The organism is Granulicella cerasi (genome assembly GCF_025685575.1).
Taxonomy (GTDB): domain Bacteria; phylum Acidobacteriota; class Terriglobia; order Terriglobales; family Acidobacteriaceae; genus Granulicella; species Granulicella cerasi.
On the sequence record NZ_JAGSYD010000002.1, the window covers coordinates 177,194 to 200,570 of the forward strand.

The 23,377-nt window shown below is 61.8% G+C and carries 20 protein-coding genes; 13 read left to right on the forward strand and 7 right to left on the reverse strand.

What is annotated here, in order from left to right; translation table 11 throughout:
• Positions 1-21: 21 nt before the first annotated feature.
• The 3 genes from OHL11_RS06245 to OHL11_RS06255 all read right to left on the reverse strand — a co-directional run bounded on the left by OHL11_RS06245 (position 22) and on the right by OHL11_RS06255 (position 6,040).
• Entirely contained in the window at positions 22-1,002 is a 981-nt protein-coding gene (locus OHL11_RS06245) for a pectinesterase family protein (protein ID WP_263370636.1), read from the reverse strand.
• 55 nt (positions 1,003-1,057) lie between these two features.
• Positions 1,058-2,305, reverse strand: a complete 1,248-nt coding sequence (locus tag OHL11_RS06250) for a tagaturonate epimerase family protein (protein WP_263370637.1) — start codon at positions 2,303-2,305, stop codon at positions 1,058-1,060.
• Positions 2,306-2,407: 102 nt separating this feature from the next.
• On the reverse strand, positions 2,408-6,040 hold the full coding sequence (locus OHL11_RS06255) for a TonB-dependent receptor (RefSeq protein ID WP_263370638.1): 3,633 nt from the start codon (positions 6,038-6,040) through the stop codon (positions 2,408-2,410).
• Between the two features lie 384 nt (positions 6,041-6,424).
• On the opposite strand from OHL11_RS06255, the gene OHL11_RS06260 reads away from it, so the two are divergent.
• From OHL11_RS06260 to OHL11_RS06270, 3 genes are all read left to right on the forward strand, one after another.
• On the forward strand, positions 6,425-7,348 hold the full coding sequence (locus OHL11_RS06260) for a ChbG/HpnK family deacetylase (RefSeq protein ID WP_263370639.1): 924 nt from the start codon (positions 6,425-6,427) through the stop codon (positions 7,346-7,348).
• Between the two features lie 15 nt (positions 7,349-7,363).
• Positions 7,364-8,509: an N-acetyl-alpha-D-glucosaminyl L-malate synthase BshA gene (gene bshA, locus OHL11_RS06265; RefSeq protein WP_263370640.1), complete on the forward strand. Its 1,146-nt coding sequence runs from the start codon at positions 7,364-7,366 to the stop codon at positions 8,507-8,509.
• 118 nt (positions 8,510-8,627) lie between these two features.
• Positions 8,628-9,641, forward strand: a complete 1,014-nt coding sequence (locus OHL11_RS06270; protein WP_263370641.1) for a hypothetical protein — start codon at positions 8,628-8,630, stop codon at positions 9,639-9,641.
• Between the two features lie 64 nt (positions 9,642-9,705).
• Here OHL11_RS06270 and OHL11_RS06275 read toward each other — a convergent pair whose 3' ends face one another.
• Positions 9,706-12,183, reverse strand: a complete 2,478-nt coding sequence (locus OHL11_RS06275) for a serine/threonine-protein kinase (protein ID WP_263370642.1) — start codon at positions 12,181-12,183, stop codon at positions 9,706-9,708.
• A gap of 264 nt (positions 12,184-12,447) precedes the next feature.
• On the opposite strand from OHL11_RS06275, the gene OHL11_RS06280 reads away from it, so the two are divergent.
• The 4 genes from OHL11_RS06280 to OHL11_RS06295 all read left to right on the forward strand — a co-directional run bounded on the left by OHL11_RS06280 (position 12,448) and on the right by OHL11_RS06295 (position 16,274).
• Positions 12,448-12,819 (forward strand): response regulator, encoded by a 372-nt coding sequence (locus tag OHL11_RS06280; RefSeq protein ID WP_263370643.1) that lies wholly within the window; start codon positions 12,448-12,450, stop codon positions 12,817-12,819.
• A 227-nt stretch (positions 12,820-13,046) separates the two neighbouring features.
• The gene (locus OHL11_RS06285; RefSeq protein ID WP_263370644.1) at positions 13,047-15,098 is read left to right on the forward strand and encodes a heme lyase CcmF/NrfE family subunit; all 2,052 of its coding nucleotides are present in this window, start codon (positions 13,047-13,049) and stop codon (positions 15,096-15,098) included.
• A complete protein-coding gene (locus OHL11_RS06290) occupies positions 15,091-15,675 on the forward strand; it encodes a cytochrome c-type biogenesis protein CcmH (RefSeq protein WP_263370645.1) in 585 nt (194 codons plus the stop codon). Before OHL11_RS06285 ends, OHL11_RS06290 begins: the two co-directional genes overlap by 8 nt.
• A 59-nt stretch (positions 15,676-15,734) precedes the next feature.
• On the forward strand, positions 15,735-16,274 hold the full coding sequence (locus OHL11_RS06295; protein ID WP_263370646.1) for a hypothetical protein: 540 nt from the start codon (positions 15,735-15,737) through the stop codon (positions 16,272-16,274).
• Between the two features lie 86 nt (positions 16,275-16,360).
• Here OHL11_RS06295 and OHL11_RS06300 read toward each other — a convergent pair whose 3' ends face one another.
• The gene (locus tag OHL11_RS06300; protein WP_263370647.1) at positions 16,361-17,098 is read right to left on the reverse strand and encodes a tetratricopeptide repeat protein; all 738 of its coding nucleotides are present in this window, start codon (positions 17,096-17,098) and stop codon (positions 16,361-16,363) included.
• Positions 17,099-17,178: 80 nt separating this feature from the next.
• Here OHL11_RS06300 and OHL11_RS06305 point away from each other — a divergent pair, with 80 nt between their 5' ends.
• The gene (locus OHL11_RS06305) at positions 17,179-17,673 is read left to right on the forward strand and encodes an SET domain-containing protein (protein ID WP_263370648.1); all 495 of its coding nucleotides are present in this window, start codon (positions 17,179-17,181) and stop codon (positions 17,671-17,673) included.
• Here OHL11_RS06305 and OHL11_RS06310 read toward each other — a convergent pair.
• Complete coding sequence (locus OHL11_RS06310; protein ID WP_263370649.1) at positions 17,670-17,846, reverse strand: hypothetical protein; 177 nt, start codon at positions 17,844-17,846, stop codon at positions 17,670-17,672. The two genes, OHL11_RS06305 and OHL11_RS06310, sit on opposite strands and share 4 nt — an antisense overlap.
• A gap of 76 nt (positions 17,847-17,922) precedes the next feature.
• Positions 17,923-18,495: an isochorismatase family protein gene (locus OHL11_RS06315; RefSeq protein WP_263370650.1), complete on the reverse strand. Its 573-nt coding sequence runs from the start codon at positions 18,493-18,495 to the stop codon at positions 17,923-17,925.
• A 60-nt stretch (positions 18,496-18,555) separates the two neighbouring features.
• Here OHL11_RS06315 and OHL11_RS06320 point away from each other — a divergent pair, with 60 nt between their 5' ends.
• From OHL11_RS06320 to OHL11_RS06340, 5 genes are read left to right on the forward strand one after another with little or no spacing between them, the layout of a single operon-like run.
• Entirely contained in the window at positions 18,556-19,164 is a 609-nt protein-coding gene (locus OHL11_RS06320) for a TetR/AcrR family transcriptional regulator (protein ID WP_263370651.1), read from the forward strand.
• Positions 19,165-19,223: 59 nt separating this feature from the next.
• On the forward strand, positions 19,224-21,365 hold the full coding sequence (gene dnaX, locus OHL11_RS06325) for a DNA polymerase III subunit gamma/tau (protein ID WP_263370652.1): 2,142 nt from the start codon (positions 19,224-19,226) through the stop codon (positions 21,363-21,365).
• 8 nt (positions 21,366-21,373) lie between these two features.
• Positions 21,374-21,685 (forward strand): YbaB/EbfC family nucleoid-associated protein, encoded by a 312-nt coding sequence (locus OHL11_RS06330; RefSeq protein ID WP_263370653.1) that lies wholly within the window; start codon positions 21,374-21,376, stop codon positions 21,683-21,685.
• A gap of 2 nt (positions 21,686-21,687) precedes the next feature.
• Positions 21,688-22,290: a recombination mediator RecR gene (gene recR, locus OHL11_RS06335; RefSeq protein ID WP_263370654.1), complete on the forward strand. Its 603-nt coding sequence runs from the start codon at positions 21,688-21,690 to the stop codon at positions 22,288-22,290.
• Between the two features lie 42 nt (positions 22,291-22,332).
• Entirely contained in the window at positions 22,333-23,346 is a 1,014-nt protein-coding gene (locus OHL11_RS06340; RefSeq protein ID WP_263370655.1) for a metallophosphoesterase, read from the forward strand.
• Positions 23,347-23,377 lie beyond the last annotated feature (31 nt).

The window sequence follows — 23,377 nt, forward strand, 5'->3', positions numbered from 1 at the left end:
GGTCCTCAATTCTCCAGCAAGCTAAGGCAGCTTCGCAGCTTCAACCGGTGCATCCCAATGGTCCGCGCCCGCAAGAAACACCTTCGGCTCATAGCCGGCCGCTTCTTTCGGCGATAAAGAGCGCGTCCAGGAAGCACGGCCTTGCGTGGCTGCGCCCGGCCCCTTGTTTTCAAACTCCGCGAACGATACCTTCGCCAGCTCAGCGGCGTTTTGCTTCCATTCTGACCATCCACGCGGATCGAGCGAAACGGGAAGTTCCGTCCTCATCACGACGACACGAGCGTAAGCGCGCCAAGGTCGGCCGAGGAAGAAGCGCTTGCCTTGAAGGTCGCCCGCAGTCACCCGCGAATCCTTGATCACATATCCGGTGGGCTGCTCTGCGTTGGTCCGCGACTGCGCTGTGAGATAGCCAGGACGCAGGATGTGAATCTCGTCGCGATCAAAGACCGCTGTCGCATTGCCGAAGATGAAATCAACTCCGCCCTCGATGTAAGAGTCCACGTAATACTGCCGACCGTAGTCGGCAAAAAGCGTGTCCTGGTCTCCGAGGAAACGGCAGCGCTTGAAGATCGCGCGATCGGCGCTTACGGCAATCGCAAGCGCCTGCCCGGTAGGCCCAGCGGTGTTCTCGAAGGTGATGTTATCCGCGGCGAAATCATCGGCGTTGACCTCAACGGTTTCCGTGAAGAAAGTTCCGCCGCTATGAGCTGCGTTCATCCCCGCGCTGATGACCACATCAGAAGCGGACTTCCCTTCGCCAAGAAGAACCGTGCGCGCTCGTCGCGGAGAAACCCACACGCGCTCCTTATAGACGCCAGGGGCGATGTGAAGAAACAGCTTTCCCTGCGGCCCCACATCAGCGGCGTGATCCAGCGCCATCTGGATCGTTGGAAAATGCGTGGCATCGACCTTCGCATTCTGTGCAACGTGAACATGCACATCCTGCGCGAACACTGCGGTCGATGCGAGACACAAAGCGGAAAACATGTGGCGCCACAACATACGAAACTCCTTGAGCAGCGATGCGCCTCTGCCAAGACAGAGGCGCACACACCAATTACGGAACGAAGATCGGACGGATGTGGCGCTCGTACAAGTTGCGCGTCACATTGCGACCTACAACCTCTTCATTCTGCTCGAGAGCATCGGTGTAGCGCTTGCCCATCTTCGCGGCAATCTTGAAACCAACGTGCAGCAATTGACGGAAGTCCGGGTTGTACTCGGGCAAATCACCTTCGTGACGAAGCGCGTTCACGAACTGCTCACTCGTCCACGCGTTGACCTCCTCAGGCTTCGGCAGGCGCGCAGGCTGAATGTCGATCACCGTGGCATAGGGAGCACAAAGCTCTTCCGCATGGTCATACGCTTGCGCATAGACCTCCTTCGCCAACACGAGAGCCTCGCCGCCGGCTTCGGCGAGGCCGATCAACTCTTCAAGCCATGTGGTGCCGGCGGTCTTCAGATGTACGCCAGCGTTGAACTCAGCCAACGCCTCGCGGATCGGCGCATAGATCGAATACTTGTCTGACCCCGAGTGAACGCTGAGCTTCAAGGCCTTCGGCAGATCGTAGCGATCCACCGCGTACGCGATCGTCGCGAGATCTTCGCGGAATTCTTTGCGGAACTGGTCTACATCGCCAACGTAATCCACGCCCTTATTGAAGCGTCCCGTGAACTTCGGCGCGATGGTCTGGATGGGAACCTTCTCGTCCGCGATCGCGGCGAGGATGATGAGCAACTCCACGGGCGTCTGCGGATCGTCGGTCTCGTCCATCGACACCTCTGCGACGAAATCTTCGTGCCCCTTCTTCTCTGCCACCGCGCGGTAGATGCGGCCCGCCTCCTGCACAGCAGCGAGGAACTGCTTGGCGACCTTCTCCACGAAAGCACGGTCCGTTTGGAACGGCTGATCCACATGAGGGATTGCGATTTCGCCGATCAACTCCGGGTGACGCTCGACGAACTTCGCGATCTCTGCTTCGTCGAATTTCTTTCCGATGTTGTCCGCAACATCGATGGTGAAGAAGTCGCACGGCTGCACAAAGCGCTCGAAGGTCGCGAGGTTGATGTGGTCCGCGTCCACGAAATATGGCTTCGTCCATCCGAGCTCTCGCACAGCTTCATCAGCCTTCGTACGCGTTGTCGATGGCTCAGAGCCGATGATCATGTGCTCGCGGTTCGACTTGTTCCATACGGGAACAACCTCTGCGCCAGCTCTCTCCGCGAGAATGCACGCCTGTAGTTGCGCCTTTGCCTGATGCGCAAAACGATCACCAACACCAACAGAGAACTTAGGGAGCTTCATCAAAACATACCTTTCACAAGAGCTACTTGTTGAAGAGAAACAAGGGTTACAAAGAGCGCCTGTCGCCGTGCCATACGGCACACGGCGACAGGCCCCGATCGTCTAGAACCGGAAGAATCCCGAGAACTGGTAGACGCGTGGCTGGTTGGCCTGCGAGCTGATCAAACCGAACGTGGTTGCCGTCGGATCAGTGCTCGGAGCCGTGTACACCGGGTGGTTGAGTACGTTGATGGCTTCAGCGCGGAACTGCAGGGTGCCGAACTTGTAGACACCAAACTGGCGCTGAAGACCCACGTCCATCTGGTTGAGGTTGTCTGCACGCAGCGTGTTGTAGCGCAGCGCCGAGGTACGGATCTGGTAGCTGCCCGGGAAGGCCAGCGAACAGATACCCGTCGCAGCGTTGTAGGTCACTGACGTAGTACTGCACGTAACAGCCTGGTTCTTGGCAGATGTGTTCGAAGCAGACTGCAGCCAGTTCGAGGTGTTGAACCAGTAGCCCTGCGCGGCATACGAAGCGTTCTTGCCGATGCTGTTCTTGTAGTCCGAACGCGACCAGTGGCTGTTGCCGGGGTTGTCGCCACCATAGTACGGATCGTTGCCCGTGAAGGTCAGCGGAGCGCCGCTCTGGATCTGGTAGACGCCCTGCACCTGCCATCCACCAACGATCTGCGCGACGATGCCGCGGCTGTCACCCAGCCACTTGCGTCCGTGGCCCCACGGCAGCATGTAGATGGCGCTCGTCGCCAGGCGCAGGGGACGGTCGTTCGCCGAAACGCCGTACCAGGGCTTCGTATCCGACGTATTCAGGAACGTCGTAGCGTCTGTCGTGCGCGACCACGTGAACGCAGCGGTCATTGAAAGCCCCGAGCTGAAGCGCTTCTGCACCATGGCCTGCAGCGAGTGATACATCGACATGCCGTCGGTCGTGTACGCGTTCACGCTCCCGTACTCCGCAAAGGGGCGAAGGAAGTTGTAGACGTAAGTCGTCGAGCTGCCGAGGTTGTTCACCGCGCCCGACGGCAGGATCCCGTAGAACGGATTCGTCACCGTCTGTGTGAGCGCCGTGTTATTGCCATAGTCATACGCGTTCTGCACGGTCGAGAGGTTCTGGCGGTAGACAGCGTTGTACTCGCGACCACCGCTGTTCGTGCCTGAGGACGACTGTCCCACCGGCAGGTGAACACCGTGGTTTCCTACGTAATCAATCGACGCAATGAACTGGCCGAACTGACGCTGCACACCGAAGCTCCAACGCTGGTTGTACGGCGTGTGCGGGTTCGACTGCAGGAATTGAACGTTCTGCCCGAGCGCCGTCGAAGTGCCCAGCGTGTTTCCCGTCACCGCGGTCAGGCCGCCGGGGAACGGGTTGGCAAGCGTTGACGTAATCGTCTGCGTTGCCGTCTTCGTGTTGTAGCTCGGCGCAGTCACGTTCGTCACCTGCGAGTAGCCTTGCTGCGGCACCAGGAAGGTTGTCGTCGAACCCGTATTACCGCCCGACATGTAGTAGCTGTTCAGCGAGTCGAAGAAGATGCCGTAACCGCCGCGCAACACCGTCTTCGAGTCTGCCGCGTAAGCAAACCCTACGCGCGGGCTGTACTGGTTGATCGGTGAGTTATATGGATTCTTACCGTAGCCGTTCGTATTCGCGAAGACGAATCCACCAAGCGGATTGATCGACGCGGGCAGCAGAGCATTCGTGCCGGCGGTCTTCGTGGCGTAGATCGATGCTGCCGAGGTAGCGGAGTTCGTCGCGGTGGTATTGAAGTACACCGCTTCCTTGCCGTTACGTTCTGCCATCGGCGTTTCATACTCCCAGCGCAGACCGACGTTCACGGTGAGCTTCGAGGTCAGGCGCCAGTCATCCTGGAGGAAGCCTGCATAGTAATCCGACCTCACGGCGAAGTCCGAGTTCTGCGTCTGCGAACCGCTCGTAAGCAGACCCTCCTCGAGCATCGCGACCGAGTAACCAAGGCTGCCGACAGAGTTCTTTGTGCTGTAGGTCTGCGTCATCCAGTTACCGTCGACCTTGTAAGCGCCCTGTTCGCCCGAACTCGAAACACCGTTGGTCAGATAGCGGCGATACTCTCCGCCGTAACGTAACAGGTGCTTACCCTTCTGCGTCGACACCGATACGTTGCCCATCCAGATGTCGTCCTCCGAGGCCGCGCCTGTAGCAGTGGATGCCGAGGTGTATCCCGTGAGGTCGATGCGAGGAAGCGACTGCGCCGAGGTCGGCAGGCCGTCTACGAGGTACGAAGGCATGCCGATCGTCGTCGGCGAAACCTGGCCCTGATCGAGCGGTGCCGAGTTTGTCGTGAAGCGCGTGTACGAAAGGATGGCGCTGATGGCAGTCGCGGGTGTGAGCGCGATGGTATAGCCGAACGCAACACCGCGATTCTCATAGTCCAAACTCGTGCCGCTCACGCTGCCGAACCACATGTTCTTCTTCTGCTGACGATGGCTGGTCAAGAGGCGCAGGTACATGTTCTGCCGCTGGTCGATCGTGTAGTCGAATCGCCCAAGCACCGCGTAGTAATTGTCCGGCTCTACCCCGGCGTAGTAGTAGTTGTTGACGTCCGAGTTCGCCGATCCCGCGTTCGGATTCGGGTAGTACTTGAAGAGCGCCGTGGCGATCGGGCTCACGCTCGCCACCTTGTTGCCTACGAGGCACTTGCGCACGCCCGTCGTACCCGCCGTCGAGAACGGATCGAACAACTGATACTTGTTCACCGTGCCCGTCAGCGTGGTCGAAGTCGTACCGCATTGCGTTGCGCCTGCGGTGGTGTCCTGCCCCAGCAGCGCGGAGAAATCACCACCGCGCTCGGCCAGCGTCGGTACTGAAAGCTGAGTCGGATTCGGCGTGCCCTGACGGCTATGCTCGTAGCCACCGAAGAAGAAAAGCTTGTCGCGCAACAGTGGACCACCTACGCCAAAGCCTTCACGCACAAACGTCGGCTTGGAGTTGGTCTTGTTCGCATCCGTGACGGGTTGCCAGCTGTTCGCGTTGATCTTCGGGTTCTGATAGTACGCAAAGAGCGAACCATGCAGACGGTTGGTTCCGGCCTTCGTCTGCGTGTTCACAAAGCCGCCCGAGGAGTGGCCCTGCGTCGCGTCGTACGTCGCCGTGCTCACGCGATACTGCGACACGAACTCCGTGGAGGGCGTAAAGGCCGAGTAGCGAACGCGATTGTCCGGCGCGCCATCGAGTTTGTAGTCTAGCGAGTTCAACGAAGAGCCGTTGACCGACACCGTTGCCGTGCCGCTGTCATACACGTGGATGTTCGGGTTCACGCCCGAGATCGTGATGCCCGGCGTGAGGAATTCCAGCGCGAACGGGTTGCCGTAGATCAATGGCAGGTCCGTGATCGACTTCTGCTCGATCGTCATGCCTAGCTCAGCATTCGTCGTGTTCAACGTCTGCGCGTCCGCCTCGACAGTGACCTCGCTCTTCGCGCTACCAACGAGCAGCGACGCATCCACCTGAATGCGCGTGCCTACGTCCACGACAACGTGCTGTGCCTTGAAGCCTTCGAAACCCGGCGCGCTCACCTGCACCGTGTAACGCCCGGCGATCATAGGAGGAACGTTATAGTCGCCCGCATCGTTACTCGTCGTGGAAGTCACCACGCCGGTCTCTTCGTTCGTGATCGTCACGGTTGCACCGCTGACGACCGCTCCATTCTTGTCCGTCACGCGTCCCAGCAGCGCACCACGGTCGCCCTGAGCATGCATCATCGGAACCGCCACTAAACACACACCCAGAACGCTCGCCTGGGTCATTTTTCTAAACATCTTCATTTCGCTGCCAGCCTCATCGGGCTTCTGCGGTCACTTTATCAAAACGTTTCGATAGAGCGACGGCGAAACCACACCTTTGGAACCGCGACAGAACATAATCGGCTCGAAATGCGGTCGTCAAGCAAATAATGCAAAGATTTTTTCCACCATGAGATGCTCCAAGAAGACGGCTTCTGCAACGCGCATCGAAGCGTTTTTATGCAATCCATTACATGGCTCATTCAAGCGCATGATCCTCTCTTGTTTGCCTGCGCTTATGCCCGCACTCAACGGTACGATACGATCACGAAGGCGTTGCGTCGTCGCACGTCATGACCCTCTATGTCGAAGCGCCTCATTCTCAATGCCGATGACTTCGGCCTGACTCACGGGATCAATCGCGCCGTGGAAGAGCTGCACCAGGCAGGCGCGTTGACCTCCGCAACGCTTATGGCCAACGGCCCGGCGTTCGAGGACGCGGTTGAGATCGCCCAGCGTAACCCGGGTCTCGGCATCGGCTGCCACGTCGTCCTTACCGACGGCATTCCCGTCTCGCACCCTGCGGACATCCCTACCCTGCTCGGCCCCGACGGCAAGACCTTCCGCTCCTCGTTGGTCGACTTCCTGCTTGCCGTGCTGCGCGGCCGCGTCTCTGAGCGGGACATCGCCCGTGAAGCCCATGCGCAGATCACCAAGTTGCAACGCGCTGGACTCGACCTCACGCATGTCGACACCCACAAGCACACGCATACCCTGCCCGGCGTCGCGCGTCCCCTGCTCTTTGTGGCCGAACGCTGCCGCATCGGCGCGATCCGCAGCCCCTTTGAGCAGTCGTGGTCGCTTGCGGTCGCTCATGCCGACCCCGTTCGTCGCCTGCAGGTACGCCTGTTGCAGCATCTGCGCAAGCGCTTCGAGGCCCTGCCACAGGTTCGCCAAGGCATTGTCGCGACCAGCGACGGAACGCTCGGCATCTCCGCCACAGGCAGGCTCAACCACGAAACGCTGGCGCGCCTGATGGAGACGATGCCCGACGGCACCTGGGAACTGGTCTGCCACCCTGGCTACAACGACCGCGACCTCGACGCCGTCACTACGCGTCTGCGGGCCTCGCGCGAAGTGGAGCGGAACGCCCTGCTCGCCACATTTGCCGACGAGAAGAATCCTCCGCACGCGCATCTCATCCATTACGGAGCGATCGGGCCTTTCGCGCGCTTGCGCGAGGTCAACCAGTTTGAGCCGAACAACGGCCACGAAACCTTCGTCTAAAAGGACACGACGCCCATGCGCATCGGCATCACCTGCTATCCCACCTACGGCGGCTCCGGCGTCGTCGCCACCGAACTCGGTATTGAGCTCGCCGCGCGTGGGCATGAGGTGCACTTCATCACCTACTCGCAGCCCTTTCGCCTGACCGGCCGCGAAGCCAACATCCACTTCCACGAAGTTTCGGTGACGAATTATCCGCTCTTCGAATACCCGCCGTACGATCTGGCGCTTGCAAGCCGCATGGCCGAGGTCGCGGAGTTCTACCAGCTCGATCTGCTGCACGTGCACTACGCCATCCCGCACTCGGTCTCAGCGCATCTGGCGAAAGAGATGCTGCGCACCCGCGGCATCAACCTCCCCTTCATCACGACGTTGCACGGCACCGACATCACGCTCGTGGGCCTCGACCGCTCTTACCTGCCGATCACCCGCTTCGGCATCGAGCAGTCGGACGGCGTCACGGCGATCTCGCAGCATCTCGCCGACCGCACGCACAAGGCTTTCAACACCGAGAAGCCCATCGAGATCATCCACAACTTCGTGAACTGCGATCTCTATCGCCGCGATCCTGATAAGTACAAGGCCATGCGTCCGCGCTTCGCCAACGAAGACGAGAAGCTGCTCGTGCATCTCTCGAACTTCCGCCCCGTGAAGCGCGTCAACGACGTCATCGAGACCTTCGCGCGCATCGCGGCGAAGACGCCTGCGCGCCTGATGATGATCGGCGACGGCCCCGACCGCTCCAGCGCCGAGTCGCTCGCCATGCAGCTGGGTGTCTTCCGCCAGATCCACTTCCTCGGAAAGCAGGACAACGTCAGCGAGCTCCTTCCGCTTGCCGACCTCATGCTCATGCCCTCCGAAATGGAGAGCTTTGGCCTCGCCGCACTGGAGGCAATGGCCTGCCGCGTGCCGACCATCGCTACCAGCGTCGGCGGTGTCCCCGAGCTGATTGACCACGAGGAGAACGGCCTGCTCTATAACGTCGGCGATGTAGACGGCATGGCTGCGGGTGCACTCGACCTGCTCGCCAACCCGCTGAAGCTCGACATGATGGCGCTCGCCGCGCGCCGCACCGCGCAGGACCGCTTCTGCTCTACGCGCATCATTCCCCGCTATGAAGCTTTCTACGAGCTCATTGCCGACGGACTCGCCAGCGACTAGCAGCACTGGGTGTCCATGTTTGGCTGCTGAGAGATGGGCTCGTGAGATGCGCTCATCGCACGTTACCCCACAGATAACCCCGCGCAGATCGCCAGCCATAACGGCTTGCCCCCGCCGTATGCTCGAAAATACGGCGCATCTGCGCCCGGGGTTTCGACCGATGAAGCTGAAGATCACCAGCCTTGCCGCAGCGTCGCTGTTTACCGTAGCAGCCGCCGCGCACGCGCAAACCACCGGCGTTTCGCACCCGGAAGAGCTCAACGACAACATCACCACGACGACCGCCACCGCGCCCAAGCCCGCGAAGCCGTCGCCGGCCATTCCCGTCACCACCTCGCCTGCAGCAACCGCCGCCGCGGCAACCTCTGCACCCGCGCAGTCCACTGGCAGCGCCCTTTACACGCACAGCGCGCCTGCGACTCCGGAGACGGCAGCCTCGTACTCCGAGCTTCATCATGCCAAGACCGCAGCCCCCGTCGATGACGCGAATGAAGGCGTCGCCAACGCCGACAAGGGTATGGTCGTTGCTATTTCTTCCAAGCCCAACGAGTTGCCCGAGGGCACGCTGCTACGCGCTGCGCTCGACGAGACGCTCTCCACCGGCAAGTCACGCGCTGGCGATCACTTCTCCGCGCGCCTCACGCGAAACGTGGAGCGCAACGGCGTTGTACTCATCCCCGCTGGCTCCGTAGTGCGTGGACGCATCACCGAAGTTCGCGCTGGACACGGCTTCCGCTCCTCGGCGATGATCCGCCTGCTGCCCGACACAGTGACGCTGCCGGATGGCATCCCCTACCCGCTCGAAGCACAGATCATTGACCTCGCTCCGTCCGACAACGAAGCCTCTGCCGCTGACGCACACGTTGGCAGCGAAGGCCAGATCGTCGGCAATCAGCACGCGAAGGCGAAGGCCGCAGCAGTTGGCCTTTCGACCGGCGGCGCTGCGGCGGCGGGCGCGCTCTTCGGTGGCGTTGGCGCAATCGTTGGCGCAGGCATCGGTGCAGGCGCGAGCCTCATCGTTCTCTCCAAGCAGGACCACGAAGAGGTCCTGCCCGAAGGCACGGTGCTCGTGCTCAACCTGGGGCGCTCGCTCTTCCTCAACGAGAACACCCTGCACGCACAGGTTCAGTAAGTCATCACTCCAAAAGGAAACGGTCGATGCTCGCATCGGCCGTTTCCTTTTGCGTTCTCTGCGACTAGCTCGCGAGCAGGCGCTTCCAGTTCTTCTGGTTCTTCTTGAACACCTTCTTCAGGTCATCGAGCGTGCGCTGGAAATCAGCGTTGCCCGACATCCCGCGCCAGGCCGGATTGATCGAGAACCACGGATAGTTTTCGTTGCCGAGATAGATCGCGCGACGCAGCCAGTGCAGCGCTTCCGCCACATCGCCTTCCACGGCGAAGTACGTTGCCAGGCGATACGCCATCTCGGAGTCAGCCTCGGCCGCGGACAGCGTGTCTTCGGTGATGAACTCCTCCGCACGTGCACGATCGCCCAACTGCACGTAGCACATCGCAATCGTGGGGAAGATAATACGCAGCGAGATGTCGTCGCGCGTCACGCTTTCAAGCGTCTGTACTGCGCTTGAGAGCTGCCCCAGACGCATCTGCTGATAGCCCTTCGAGATACGCAGCAGCGGCTGGCGCGGCTCCAGCGTGAGGCCTTTCTCGATCTCATCGCCTGCAAGCTCGAGTTGGTTCTGATACTGGTACACACGCGCGCGATGGTTATAAATCATCGCGGCGTTGGCGGGGTTCAGGCGCAGCGATGTGTTGAACTGCTCCAACGCTTCCTCGTACATGCCGTCGATGCGCAGCGTCATGCCCGCGACGAGATGCACGTTCCAGTCATTGCCTGCCGTCTGCAGCAGATGCCCGATGCCGTGGCGGGCGCTCTCCTTTTCACCGCGGCTCAGCAGCATGTACACGCGATACAGGTTCGCTTCCACCGAGCTTGGATCGCGTTCCAACGCACGATCAAACGAGCGTCGCGCTTCGAGCACATGCATCTGTCCGCCGAGTCCATGACGCACATATTGCAGATGCGTAATGCCGAGTCCTGTCCAGCCAGGAGCATAGTTCGGGTCGCGCTGCACGACTCCTTCAAAGAGTCCGCGCGCGTGGTCAAGGTCTTCGCGATTGCCCGTACGCTGCATGAACGAGCTCAGCAGTGCACGAGCCTGCAGATACTCTTCGCTGAGATTGTGTCCCAGCGCGGACTCTTCGTCGTCGGCATGATGGCGGTTCTGCTTCTGCAGTCCGCCACCGCCCTGAAGCTCCGCAAACACCTCGTTGCAAACTTCGTTCTGGACCGCGATCAGATCGAACGACTGCACGCTCACCGCGCCGCCCGTGCGCACACTTTGACGCTTCACGTCGAGCAGCTGCCAGTTGAGGTCGAAGCCCTTGTCCGAGCGCACAAAGTTGCCCGCCAGCACGAAGTCCACCAGCAGCTTGCGTCCCACGCTCAGCGGATCGAGCTGCCACGTCGGTACATTCATCAGCGCGCTAGCAGGCCGCACCACCAGCGAGGCTACCTTCGCCAGACGCGCGCCAATCGCGTCCGCCAGCGCAGAGCCGTAGAACGGCGACGCGTCTGCCGCACCAAGGTTCACGAATGGCAGCACCACGATGCTCATCGTGGTGTCCTGCTGCTCCTTCGGGGTGCTCTCGCGGAAGCGCTCAGCGAGCATGGAGAGAATGCCTGTCGTGCGCTTCTCTTCCTCGGGCGTTTCCAGATCGAGCCGCTGCCGCGCGCTCATGCCGACAGCGCCTTCGCCCTGCATCACCATCGCGTCAAGCTGCAGCGTCTTCAGAATCGTCTTCAGGCCCTCACGGACCTCTGCGGCCGACTGATAGCGCTCCGAAGGGTTCTTCTCCAGGCAGCGCAGAATCACGCTTTCGAGCTCCTGCGGAACGTTCGGGACGATCTCGCGCAGATTCGGTGGTTCGGCGTACTGAATCGCGCGGATCGACTGAACATCCTGCGCATCCGGCCGGTGGAACGGATGTCGTCCGCTCACCATTTCGTACAAAATCAAGCCCAGCGCGAAGATGTCCGACTGCACACTCGACTGCCCGGTCACAAACTGCTCCGGCGCCATGTAGGCGATCGTGCCGCCGCGCGCGGTGTAGGTTGCGCCCACCGGCGGGGCCTCGATCGGCTGTCCCGGCTCGCCCGGATCGAAGTCCGCGCGCTCGCGCTTCAACTGCCGCGCGAGGCCAAAGTCCAGAATCTTGATCAGTCCACCGTCCGTCAGCATGACGTTCGCGGGCTTCAGGTCGCGATGGAAGATGCCCAGCGAGTGCGCCGCGGCCAGACCGTCGGCGATCTGCATTCCGCTCGACAGCACAAGCTGGATGTTCGCCGGCCCCTCGCCGATCACCTTGTCCAGGCTCTTGCCGGGGATGTACTGCATGACGATGTAGGCTTCGCCGTCCGACTCGCCGACCTCGTAGATCGAGCAGACATTCGGGTGGTCGATTGCGGATGCCAATCGAGCCTCGCGGAGCTGTGTCGTACGCACCTCTTCCACCGTCTGCGAGGGCGCGCGCTTCAGCAGCTTCATCACTACCGGACGCTGCAACAACGTGTCATGCGCCAGAAACACGACGCCTGAGCCACCCGATCCAATCTTGCGGACAAATTCGTACTGACGGATGACGCGACGAGCCATGCAGCTATTATCGCAGCCTCAACCCCTCCGTATCTTGTGCAAACAAGTGTGATCTGGGTTCTTTTGGCGACCGCAACAAACGAAAGCCGTATGCACGATTTGCCACAGAGGTTGTATCCGATCTGTAACAGGCAAACCTTTCCGACACCCCCTGCATCCGAGTAACCTAATCCTTGCGAAACGAAAGCGCGCGCACGATTCCGCACGTTTCGCACAACGGCCGATGCTGGCCCGCGATATTTGCACGAACGAAGTCAGGTACAGATGCCCGCCACTATTTTGCTGATCGACGATAACCCCGTACAGGCCGCTACCCGGCAGACCATCCTCAAGCGTGCGGGTTACAACGTCATCGCTGCCCTCTCCCCCGTTCGCGCCCTGGAGCAGTTCCGCCAGAACGAATACCCTTCGCCCATCGAACTCATCATCACCGACCACATCATGCCCGACATGAATGGAAACGAGTTCGTCGCCAAGCTGCGCTCCTTCGCGCCCGAGGTTCCGGTGCTGGTGATCAGCGGCCTGCCCGAAGCCGAGGATGAGTACGAAGGCCTGAACATTAACTTCCGCCTGAAGCCGCTGCTGCCCGATAACCTTCTAGCCAGCGTGCATCGTCTGCTACCCACCAACGCCTAAACTCGCCCGCCTAGCCCTCCGCGTCCGCGCACCGAACGAATGCCCACGTCTCGACTTGGAGACGTGGGTTTGCAGGACGCGTCGCGGGCCAACTCTCGATACCCCGGCTCCCGAATCCCACCGATATTCGACACCCGCGCGCGATCCTGCGCAGGATTGCGCACCCGTGCCCGGCGCCACCCTCTCTGCATCTGCGAAAATAGACAGCGAAGAGGGAACGAAACAGAATGCCTCATCCCATGCCGAGTCTCGGCAGCTTCAGCCTTATGCTGGCGCTGGCGCTTGCTTTCTATACGTTGTTCGCCGGCTCGCTCGCGCTCTGGGCGCAAAGCTCCGGCCGTCAGCTTGCGGTCTCGCCGCTCGCACTGGGGGAAACCGCTCGTCGCGCCGGCATCGCCTGTTTCTGGTGCGTCTCGCTCGCGGCCTTCGCGCTCGTCTGGGCTGCGTTCACCAACGACTACTCCGTCGACTACGTGCTGCACCATACCAACCGCGACCTCGTCACGGCGTATAAGTTCTCCGCACTCTGGTCCGGCCAGGAAGGCTCGTTGCTGCTCTGGGCGTGGCTGCTGGCTACCTACGGCTTCGTCATGCGCCTGCGCCACAAGGTGGACATCGAGCTCACCGCGCACGCCTCGACGATCCTTGCGGCAATCCAGGTCTTCTTCCTCTCGATTCTCGTCTTCGCGGCCCCGCCCTTCGCCATCGTCCCCGGCGGCGTTGCTCCCAAGGACGGCTTTGGCCTGAATCCGCTCCTCCAGTACCCCGAGATGGTGATCCATCCGCCGATGCTCTACCTCGGCTACGTGGGCTTCTCGGTGCCGTTTGCCTTCGCTCTCGGCGCGCTCATCATGCGCTACCCCGGCGAGAAGTGGATCCACATCACCCGCCGCTGGACGATGGTCACCTGGCTGTTCCTCACCTGCGGCATCTGCCTCGGCATGCACTGGGCATACGCCGTGCTCGGTTGGGGCGGCTACTGGGGTTGGGACCCCGTTGAAAATGCTTCGCTGATGCCGTGGCTCGCCGCCACCGCCTTCCTGCACTCCGTGATGATGCAGGAGAAGCGCGGCATGATGAAGGGCTGGAACGTCTGGCTCATCTTCATCACCTTCATGCTCTCGATTCTAGGCACGCTGCTTACGCGCGCGGGCCTCGTTAGCTCGGTGCACGCCTTTGCGCAGAGCTCCATCGGCAACTGGTTCGTCGCGTTCCTGCTGCTCACCGCGATCGTCTGCCTCTTCGTCTTCTTCCGCAACCGCGACCACCTGCGCGCGGAGAACAAGCTCGAGTCGCTCGTCTCGCGCGAGTCCAGCTTCCTCTTCAACAACCTCGTGCTGCTCGCCGCCTGCTTCACGGTGCTATGGGGAACGCTCTTCCCTGTGCTGAGTGAGTACGTGCAAGGCTCGAAGGTCACGATGGGCGCGCCCTTCTACAACAAGGTCGCCGTACCGATCGGCCTCTTCCTGCTCTTCCTCACCGGCGTCGGCCCGCTGCTCGCCTGGCGCTCCACCACGCTGCGCACCATCCGCCGCAACTTTGTGCTGCCCTGCGTGATGATCATCATCAGCGCCATCGCGCTCATGATCGCAGGCGTGCGTCCGTGGCTCGACGACGATAAGACCGCCAGTATCTACTCGCTGGTCTGCTTCTCGCTTTCAGCAGGCGTCATCACGGCGATCCTCACCGAGTTCCTGCGCGGCGCGGGCGTCGTCCGCACGCAGACCGGCAAAAATCTGCTTGCGTCCATGTGGCTGCTCACGCGCCGCAACACGCGTCGCTACGGCGGATACGCGATCCACTTCGGCATCGTCGTCATGTTCATCGGCCTCGCAGGCGCGGCGTTCAACCAGTCCAAAGAACTCGAGATGGGCTTCGGCGATCAGCTCCGCATCGGCTCCTGGAACCTTGTCTGCCAGAGCTTCTCGCAGGACTCGAACCCAAACTTCGACACCGACTACGCACTCATCGACGTCTTCCACAACGGCAAGAAGATCACGCAGCTTGCGCCCGAGCGCCGCTTTTACACCGCCTCGCAGCAGACCTCGACCGTGGTTGCCATTCACTCGACGCTCGCCCGTGATCTCTACGTCGTATTCGAGGGCCGCAATCCGCAGACCGACCGCCCGATCATCAAGGTCTTCCTGAACCCGCTCGTGAACTGGATCTGGGTCGGTGTCCTCATCGTGATCGTCGGCACCGGCTTCGCGCTCATGCCGCCCCTCAAGCCCAAGCGCGCGACTGAACCCGCAGCGATCGAAGGCGGTGTCCATGCGTAACTCGCAACTCATCACTCGCGACTCAGAACGCGAATCAAACCTCGCACCCCAAAGCTCAAAGCCGAAAGCTCGCTCCTCAAAACGCCTCTTCACCGCAACGCGCCTCCTGCAACTTGTGCTGGTCCTCTTCACCGGCATCACGATGCTCGGCGCGGGCGCCCCCTCGCCGTCCACTTTCAATACCATCGGCCACAAGCTGATGTGCCCCTGCGGCTGCGGTGAGATCCTGCTTGAGTGCAACCACGTGGGCTGCCCGGACTCCGATCGCATGATCGGCGAACTGCGCCAGCAGCTCTCCACCGGCATCGGCGAAACAGGTGTGCTCAACTGGTTCGCTGCCAAGTACGGACCGACCGTACTCGCGGCTCCCATCCGCGGTGGCTTCGACGTCGTCGCCTGGATCGTACCCTTCGCCGTGCTGCTCGCTGGCCTCATCGCGGTCTTCTTCGTCGTGCGTCTCTGGAAGCAACGCCAGCAGCCGCTCGCCGAGGCAGGCGCTGCGCACGCTCCCCCGCTCAACGACGAGCAGGCAGCCCTTCGCGAGCGCATTCGTCGCGAAACCGAGTACGGCGAGTAGCCGGTTACTCTTCCGTCATCTTTACGCGCTGCGGCCTCGCATCCTAGACTCGACACCAAATGACTCGTCTGGAGCTGCTCAAGATCGCGGTCGGCCGCGCGCGCATCAATGGCTTTGAATTTCGTCGATGGTATTCGCAACGCCTCGGCGTCCCGTGGATCTCGGCCGAGGCCTCGCTGGCTCTACTCGACACACAGCGTCGCTACTACGCCATGCTCTTCTCGCATGAGTTCGCGCAGGCGTTCTGGAAGTCCGGCTCCGAACTGACGCTGGAGATACCTTCCGGCTCGTTCCAACGCAAAGGCCCGAATGGCACCATCATTACCGTCACACGCAAGCCCTACACGAAGCGCACCATGCGCCCCGATGCCTGGGAGTACCACCTGAAGCAGATGGCCTTGCAGGAAGAACCCCTGCGCTATCTGCGACGCTTCCTCGCCATCGAAGATGAACTCGAAGACGAGCTCGAAGCCGCCACCGCCGCTCACGTGAAGCCCGCAGCCAAGAAGTCCGCGTCAGCCGACCGACGCAAGAAGCCTCTCGCCCGCCCGCTACCCACCGGAAAACCGAAGTTCCTCGAACGTCCTTACGGCGGATAACTGCCTTCGCGCAGCAGACGGCTCAGGAACGCGTTCCCCACGCTTCTCTTCTAAGGCATGAGTCCCCGCAGAACCTCTCAGGAAGCCTAGTTTCCCGTCATCTCGCGCAACGCTTCCTGCGCTTCCTTGCGAGTCTTCGGCACCGGGTCCAACTCCAGCGTCTTCTTGAACTCCTTCAGCGCCTCATCCAGTTTGCCGATTCTCCGCGCAGCCAGCCCCACGGCCAGATGCGCGTCCGCGTCCTCAGGCACGAGCGATACCGCATGTTGCGCGCGCAGATACGCGCCGCGGAAGTTGCCGTCCTGCTGATAAAAGTGCGCCACCTGAAGGTCCTCTGCCTCGACCTCGCCCGTCTCCTTCGGAGGTGGCTCCGGCTTGCGATGCATGTTCCGCTTCGGCGCAGGCGGCGTGTCCGAATTCACATCATCCGGGTTCGGAGGGAGGTCGGACAGCGGCGATGAAGATGATCCTGACGAGGACGAACCAGACGAAGAGCTCGACGACGAAGACGAACTTGACGAAGACGAACTCGCAGCACCGTCCTTCGCCGACGTGTCAGGCGAGCTGTCGCCCTGATACGGGAATCGCTGCGATGCCGGCACTGCATTCGGATCAGCCGTTGGTGCGTCAGGCTTCGCGGGCTGTTGCGTTACGTCCTTCTTTTGTTGCGGCCCATCGTTCGCGGGCGCGCTGTCACCCTGAAACGGAAAACGCTGCGACGCGGGAACAGAGTTCGGGTCTGTTGCGGGCGTCTTTTCCTGTGCCTTCATCGCGGCCGCTCCCGCACCCAACATCACCGCCAGCATGGCCTTCCGCACGCGCATCAACTTTGTCCTCGCACCTCAACTCTATTAGACGCGAAACTTCGTTCCTCAGCACAACGCCTGCTACACTCCTCAGCAAGATGCCGCAAAAACCCAAGCTTACCGCCTCGCCTCGCCTGCTCATTCGTTCGTCCGACATCCACGCGGCGGGCTGCATCACGCTCGACCCCATTCGTCGCGGACAGCGCGTACTGGAGTACGACGGCGAACGGATCGCCAAGGGCGTAGCGGACCTGCGCTATGAGAATCGCGTCGTCACGTACCTCTTTGGCTTCGGCAAAGACGGAGATGTCATCGACGGCTTCAGCACCGCGATGTTCATCAATCATTCGTGCAATCCGAACTGCGAAACCGAAGAGCTCGAAGGCCGCATCTACGTCAGCGCCATCCGCGATATCGCCGCGGGCGAAGAGCTGCTCTACGAATACAACCTGTACGACAGCGACCTCGAAGACGTGGCCGACTGCTACTGCGGTGCGCCGCAGTGCCGAGGAACCATGTACTCCGAGGCCGAGGTCAAGCGCCGCAATCGCCTCTTCGCGAGGCAAGCGGCTAAGTCAAAAACTATCGGCTAACGGCAGCGATAGCAGCGGTGATGGTAGTAGTGGTGCCGGTAGTACCGGTGGTGATATCGGTGATAGTAGTGGTGGCGATAGTAGCGCCGATGGTAGTACTGCGCATCAGCCTTCTGCGCCACAGGCGCCAGGAACGCGAACATCAGGGCGAGACACAGCAGAATCTTCTTCATGCTTAACTCCGACGCCCGAAGCACGCCGCAGGTTGTCATCGCCCTCCGCTAAAGCCCTGCAAGGAGTCACTCCCGCTCAGTTACCGATCGCTTCCAGCACCTGCGACGTCGTTCGCACACGCGACAAACGCGGGAAGATGTACTTCAACGCAAATTCCTGCATCTCCGCCGAGAACGTGCTGCACGCGTCGCTCACCGTGACAAAGTTGAAGCCCAGACCGGTTCCCTGACGTACAGCGCTCTCCACGCCGAGGTTCGTTGCGATGCCGGCGATTACGATCTTCTCCACACCGCGGCCGCGTAGCTCCTGCTCCAGCTCCGTTCCCGCAAACGCGCCCCAATGCCGCTTGGTGATCAGCAGATCGCCTTCCTGCTTGCCTGCGGCTTCGACGATCTCGCTGGCCGCTGCCGGAATCTCCGGAGGAAGCTGCATCACTTCGTCCGTGGCAAGCTTCAGAAAATCCGTCATCAGCACGCGAACATACACCACCGGCGCGCCCTTCGCGCGAAACGCATCCGCCATCTCACGGCAACGCGCCACGATCTCCATCGCCGGGTAAGGCTTCACATCGCGCCCCACGATCCCACCCTGCAGATCGATCAACACCAGCGCCGTTTTCTTCATGTCCAACACCAACTGCTCGCTCATCGCCACACTCGCTTTCTGAACATGAGTACACCCTCATATTTCTATCGCTAAAATACGAGGATGGCCTCACGTTCGTCAAATCCGTCACGCCGCGCGCCCCAGCAGGAGCGCTCTACGCTGCGCGTGCAGGCCATCCTTCAAGTGGCCGAAGACCTCTTCGCCGCGCGCGGATTTGAAGCCACTACGATGACCGAGGTCGCCGAAGCCGCCGGCTCTTCTATCGGCTCGCTTTACAGCTACTTCCCTGACAAGAAGGCGCTCGCCCTGGCGCTCCTCGACATCTACGGCGCGCAGATCGAGTCGCATTGGCAGCCGCTCTTCGCTGAGATCGAAACGCTCGACGCCAAGGCCTTCTCCACGCGCTTCATCGACCGCTTCCTGGACTTCCTCACCGCCCATCCGGCCTATCTGCAACTGCAGAATGCTCCGGTAAAGCTCCGCCGTAGTGCCTCGGCCAAGAAGGCCTTCCGCGCCTCGCTCATCGATGCCCTGCAACGTCGCGTCCCCTCGCTGGGCCATGATGCCGCTGAACTGCACGTGCTCGTTTTGCTGCAGATTGTTAGCGGCATGATGCAGCTTTACCCCGACGCGACCGCCGTTACGAAACCCGCCGTCGTCCGCGAGTTCAAGGCCGCTATCGCCGCCTACGTCGGCACCTTTTTCCGTTAAAACGACTTCGGCGCCACCTCCCGTTTCCACTCCTCGCGGCGATACAATCAACCTCGTCGATGGCCTATCAAGTCCTAGCTCGCAAGTACCGTCCGCTCAGCTTCTCCGACGTCGTCGGGCAAGACCACGTCACGCGCACGCTGCTGAACGCGCTATCGCAGGGCCGCATCGCGCACGGCTACATATTCTCCGGCCACCGCGGCATCGGTAAGACGACCATCGCGCGCATCCTGGCTTCCGCGCTCAACTGCCGCACGGAAGTGGGCACGCCGCAACGCCCTACGCCAGAGCCCTGCAACGCCTGCGAAAGCTGCCTTGAAATCCGTCAGAGCGCTTCGGTCGACGTCATCGAGATCGATGCCGCTACGAATCGCGGTATCGACGAAGTCCGCGAACTACGCGACGCTGCGCGCTATCGCCCCGCGCGCGACAAGTTCAAGATCATCATCCTCGACGAAGCCCATCAGATCACCGATGCCGCCTTCAACGCTTTGCTCAAGACGCTCGAGGAGCCACCCGACCACATCGTCTTCATGTTCGCGACGACCGAGCCCGAGAACATTCCGCAGACGATTCGCTCGCGTTGCCAGCACTTCAGTTTCCACGCCGTCAAGATCGAAGACATCGTCGGTCAGCTGACGAAGATCTCCATCGACGAGAACATCCTGATCGACGGCGCCACGCTTGCGCTGCTCGCCGAAGCCGGCGACGGCTCCATGCGCGACGCGCTCTCGATCATGGACCAGGCCATCGCGTCTGCGCCTGTGGTCGACGGCAAGCCGCACCTCGAACTCGAGCAAGTCCGCGAGCTCATGGGCTCGGTCTCGAACGTCATCTACGAGCAGACCCTCGAGGCCGTCCACGCGAACAACTCCGCCGACGTGCTCGGAATCATCGCTCGCCTGCTCGACGCCGGTAACGGCCCCACGCAGATCGCGCGCCAGTTCGTGCGCTTCCTGCGCAACTGCGTCGTCGCCAAGATCACCACGCTCGATCCGAACGCCGAAGCCACCGGCATCGCCGCGGACCTCTTGCAAATTTCTCCGGAAGAACGCTCGCGCGCCGCACGCTCGGCCGCGCTCTTCACCGAAGAAGATCTCTCGCGCTTCCTCGCCATCATGCTCCGCACCTTCGACGAGCTGGGCTACCGCCAGGAGCAGCGCTTCCATCTCGAACTCGGCCTGCTGAAGTTGGTCCACGTGCAGCGCCTCGTCCCTGTCGAAGAAATCCTGACGCAACTCGGCGTCACCAAGGCCCCTGCTACGACGACGAACACAACGCCGACACGTGCAGCAGCAACTGCCGCTCCAGCGCGGCCCGCAACGCCGTCTCCCGCGCCGCGCCCGGCAGCCCCGGCGGCGCCATCTGCCAGCATCGGCAACGCCTTCGGTACGCCCGCGAAGTCTCCCTTCGAAGCAGATGCTTCGCGCAAAACGCCACAGGCCTCCGCGGCTCCGTCGCCGATCACGATCGCTCGCCCCGAGCCCACACCGATCAGCAGCCCCATGACCAACGGCGCGCTCGCCATGGCTCCCACGCCGCAGCCCAGCGCTCCGCCGGTCACGGCAGAAGCAGAACGCCCGCAGCTCGTGCCGCAAGCAACTGTCCCCGAGTTCGTCCCGAACTTCGATCCTCTGGCAGCCGTCGCCGCACCGCCCGTACCCGTGTCGTTTACTCCGGAGCCTGTCGCGGCGACACCAGCTCGGGTAGAAGCACCCTCGCCAGCCGTCATCGCGTCGGTAGCCGCCGTTGCAACGCCTGAGCCTCCGGCAGTAGAGCCGGAAGACGACGAGCCTGTCCGCAACACCGGCGGCTTCGACCTCGACGCCATTCAGTCCGCCATGGTCGGCAAGCTCGCCGACATGCCCGGCCAGGACTCGGCCTCGCAAGCCATCGAAGACGCCGCCTTCAGCGTGAAGGACGACTCGCTCGAGGTGCAGACGACCTTCTCCAAGGCCATGCTGCCGCACCTCATCAACACCGAGGCGACGCGCACTCTTACCAACATCCTGCGCGAGCACGCCCCGACGCTCAAGCTCAACCTGCTCCCGGGTACACCCGCGTCGAAGTCCGCGAAGAAGACCACGCGCGCGGCCAAGGCTGGCTCCGCTGCGGAGCTCGCCGAGAAACATCCGCTGGTGCAGGAGGCCAAGCGCCTCTTCTCCGCCGAAGTCTCCAACATCATCGACTTGCGCAAGTAAGGAGCACCATGGATTTCTCGAAGCTCGGCGAAATGCTCTCCGCCGCACAGGACATGAAGGCCCAGATGGACGCGCGCCTCGCCGACACGATTGTCGAAGCCGACTCCGGCGGCGGCGCCATCTCCGTTCGCATGAACGGCAAAAAGGAACTGCTGAAGCTGACCATCGCTCCCGCCGCCGCGCAGGCTGCATCCGGCGACATCACCATGCTCGAAGACCTCATCGTCGCAGCGGTGAACTCTGCAGCACGCAAGGCCGAAGCCGCAGAACAATCCGCCGCACAAGGCGCGCTCGGCGGCATGAACCTGCCCGGCTTCTAGCTATGACCACCCGCTTCGCCGCGCCCATGGCGCAACTCATCGACGAGCTCCGCAAGCTGCCCGGCGTCGGCACCAAGACCGCGCAGCGCTACGCGTTCCACATCCTGCGCTCGTCCAACGATGACGCCGACGCGCTCGCCACAGCCATCCGCGCGCTCAAACAGGCATTGCGCCTCTGCTCCATCTGCAACAACATCACCGATGTCGATCCCTGCAGCTACTGTACCGCCCCCACGCGCAACCAGCGCGAGATCTGCATCGTTGAAGAGCCGACCAATATCGCGTCCGTTGAGAAGACGCGCTCTTACAACGGCGCGTATCACGTGCTGCACGGCACGCTGTCGCCGGTGAACGGCGTCGGCCCCGAGCAGCTTCGCCTCAGCAATCTCTGGCCGCGCATCGCAGAAGCCGAGGAGGTCATCCTCGCCAACTCGCCCACCGTCGAAGGCGAAGCCACCGCGCGCTATCTCGCCGACGAACTCCGCAAGCAGCGCAGCAATCTCCGCATCAGCCGCATCGCCACCGGCGTCCCCGCAGGCTCAGACATTGAATACGCCGACGAAGTCACGATGACTCGAGCGCTCGAAAATCGCCGCAGCCTCTGATCTTCAGCAAAGCTTAAGCTGACAAAGCATCCAATGGAAAGCATGTCGGATCTCCTCGAAGCCCCGCTCTCACGCCGCCGCTTTCTCAAGCAGACGCTCGCCTTCTCCGCGCTCGCGTCTCTCGCGCCGCACGAGTTGATCGCGCAGCCCGCGCCCGACCCTTCTGCGCAGCACTTCCTTATGTGGGGCGACTGGGGATGGAACGGCGACACCGCGCCGCAAAAGCAAGTCGCGCAGCAGATGCAAAAGTACGCTGCCGACAACAAGTTCACGCCCGTCGCCCTGCTCAACCTCGGCGACAGCTTCTACGGCAAGCTCCCCGGCGGAGCGAACGACCCGCGCTGGCAGTGGCAGTTCGAGGACACCTATCCTGCCGCAGCTTTCCCCGGGCCCATCTTCTCCGTGATGGGCAATCACGACTACCAGGTCGACCCGGTCAACAAGCGCGACGCCGAGCTTGCCTACCCGAAGACGCGCAAGACGCGCTGGACACAGCCCAACCTCTGGTACAGCTTTGAGTATCCGGCGAAGAATCCCATCATTCGCATCATCGCGCTGGACTCCAACGTGCGTCTGCACGCCTTCAACATCCCGCCAAACTTCACGCTCTCGCATGAGGATCACGCCGCTCAACTGCAGTGGTTCGAGGCCGAGATCGCCAAGCCCACCAACGCCCCGTTTACCGCCGTGATGGCGCACCACCCGATCTTCTCCAACAGCAGACACGGCGACCACCCGATCCTGGGCCGCGAGTGGGAGCCGCTGCTGCGCAAGTATCGTCAGCACTTCTACCTCGCCGGCCACGACCATGACCTGCAGCACCTCGAGTTCAAAGATCACCCGACCAGCTTTGTCTGCTCGGGCGCCGGCGGCGCCGACCTCTACGACATCGTCATCCCCGACACGCAGCGCGGCCCTTACGCGCACCGCATCTACGGCTTCACCCACATGGAGTTCACGCCGCAGCAGGCCATCGTGCGCCACGTCGGCTCCAACGGCCAGGTGCTCCACGCCTTTATCAAAGGCGTCGACCACAGCGTGAAGATGATCGGCTAAAGGCCGCCTGAAACTCGATTGGCGCAACGAA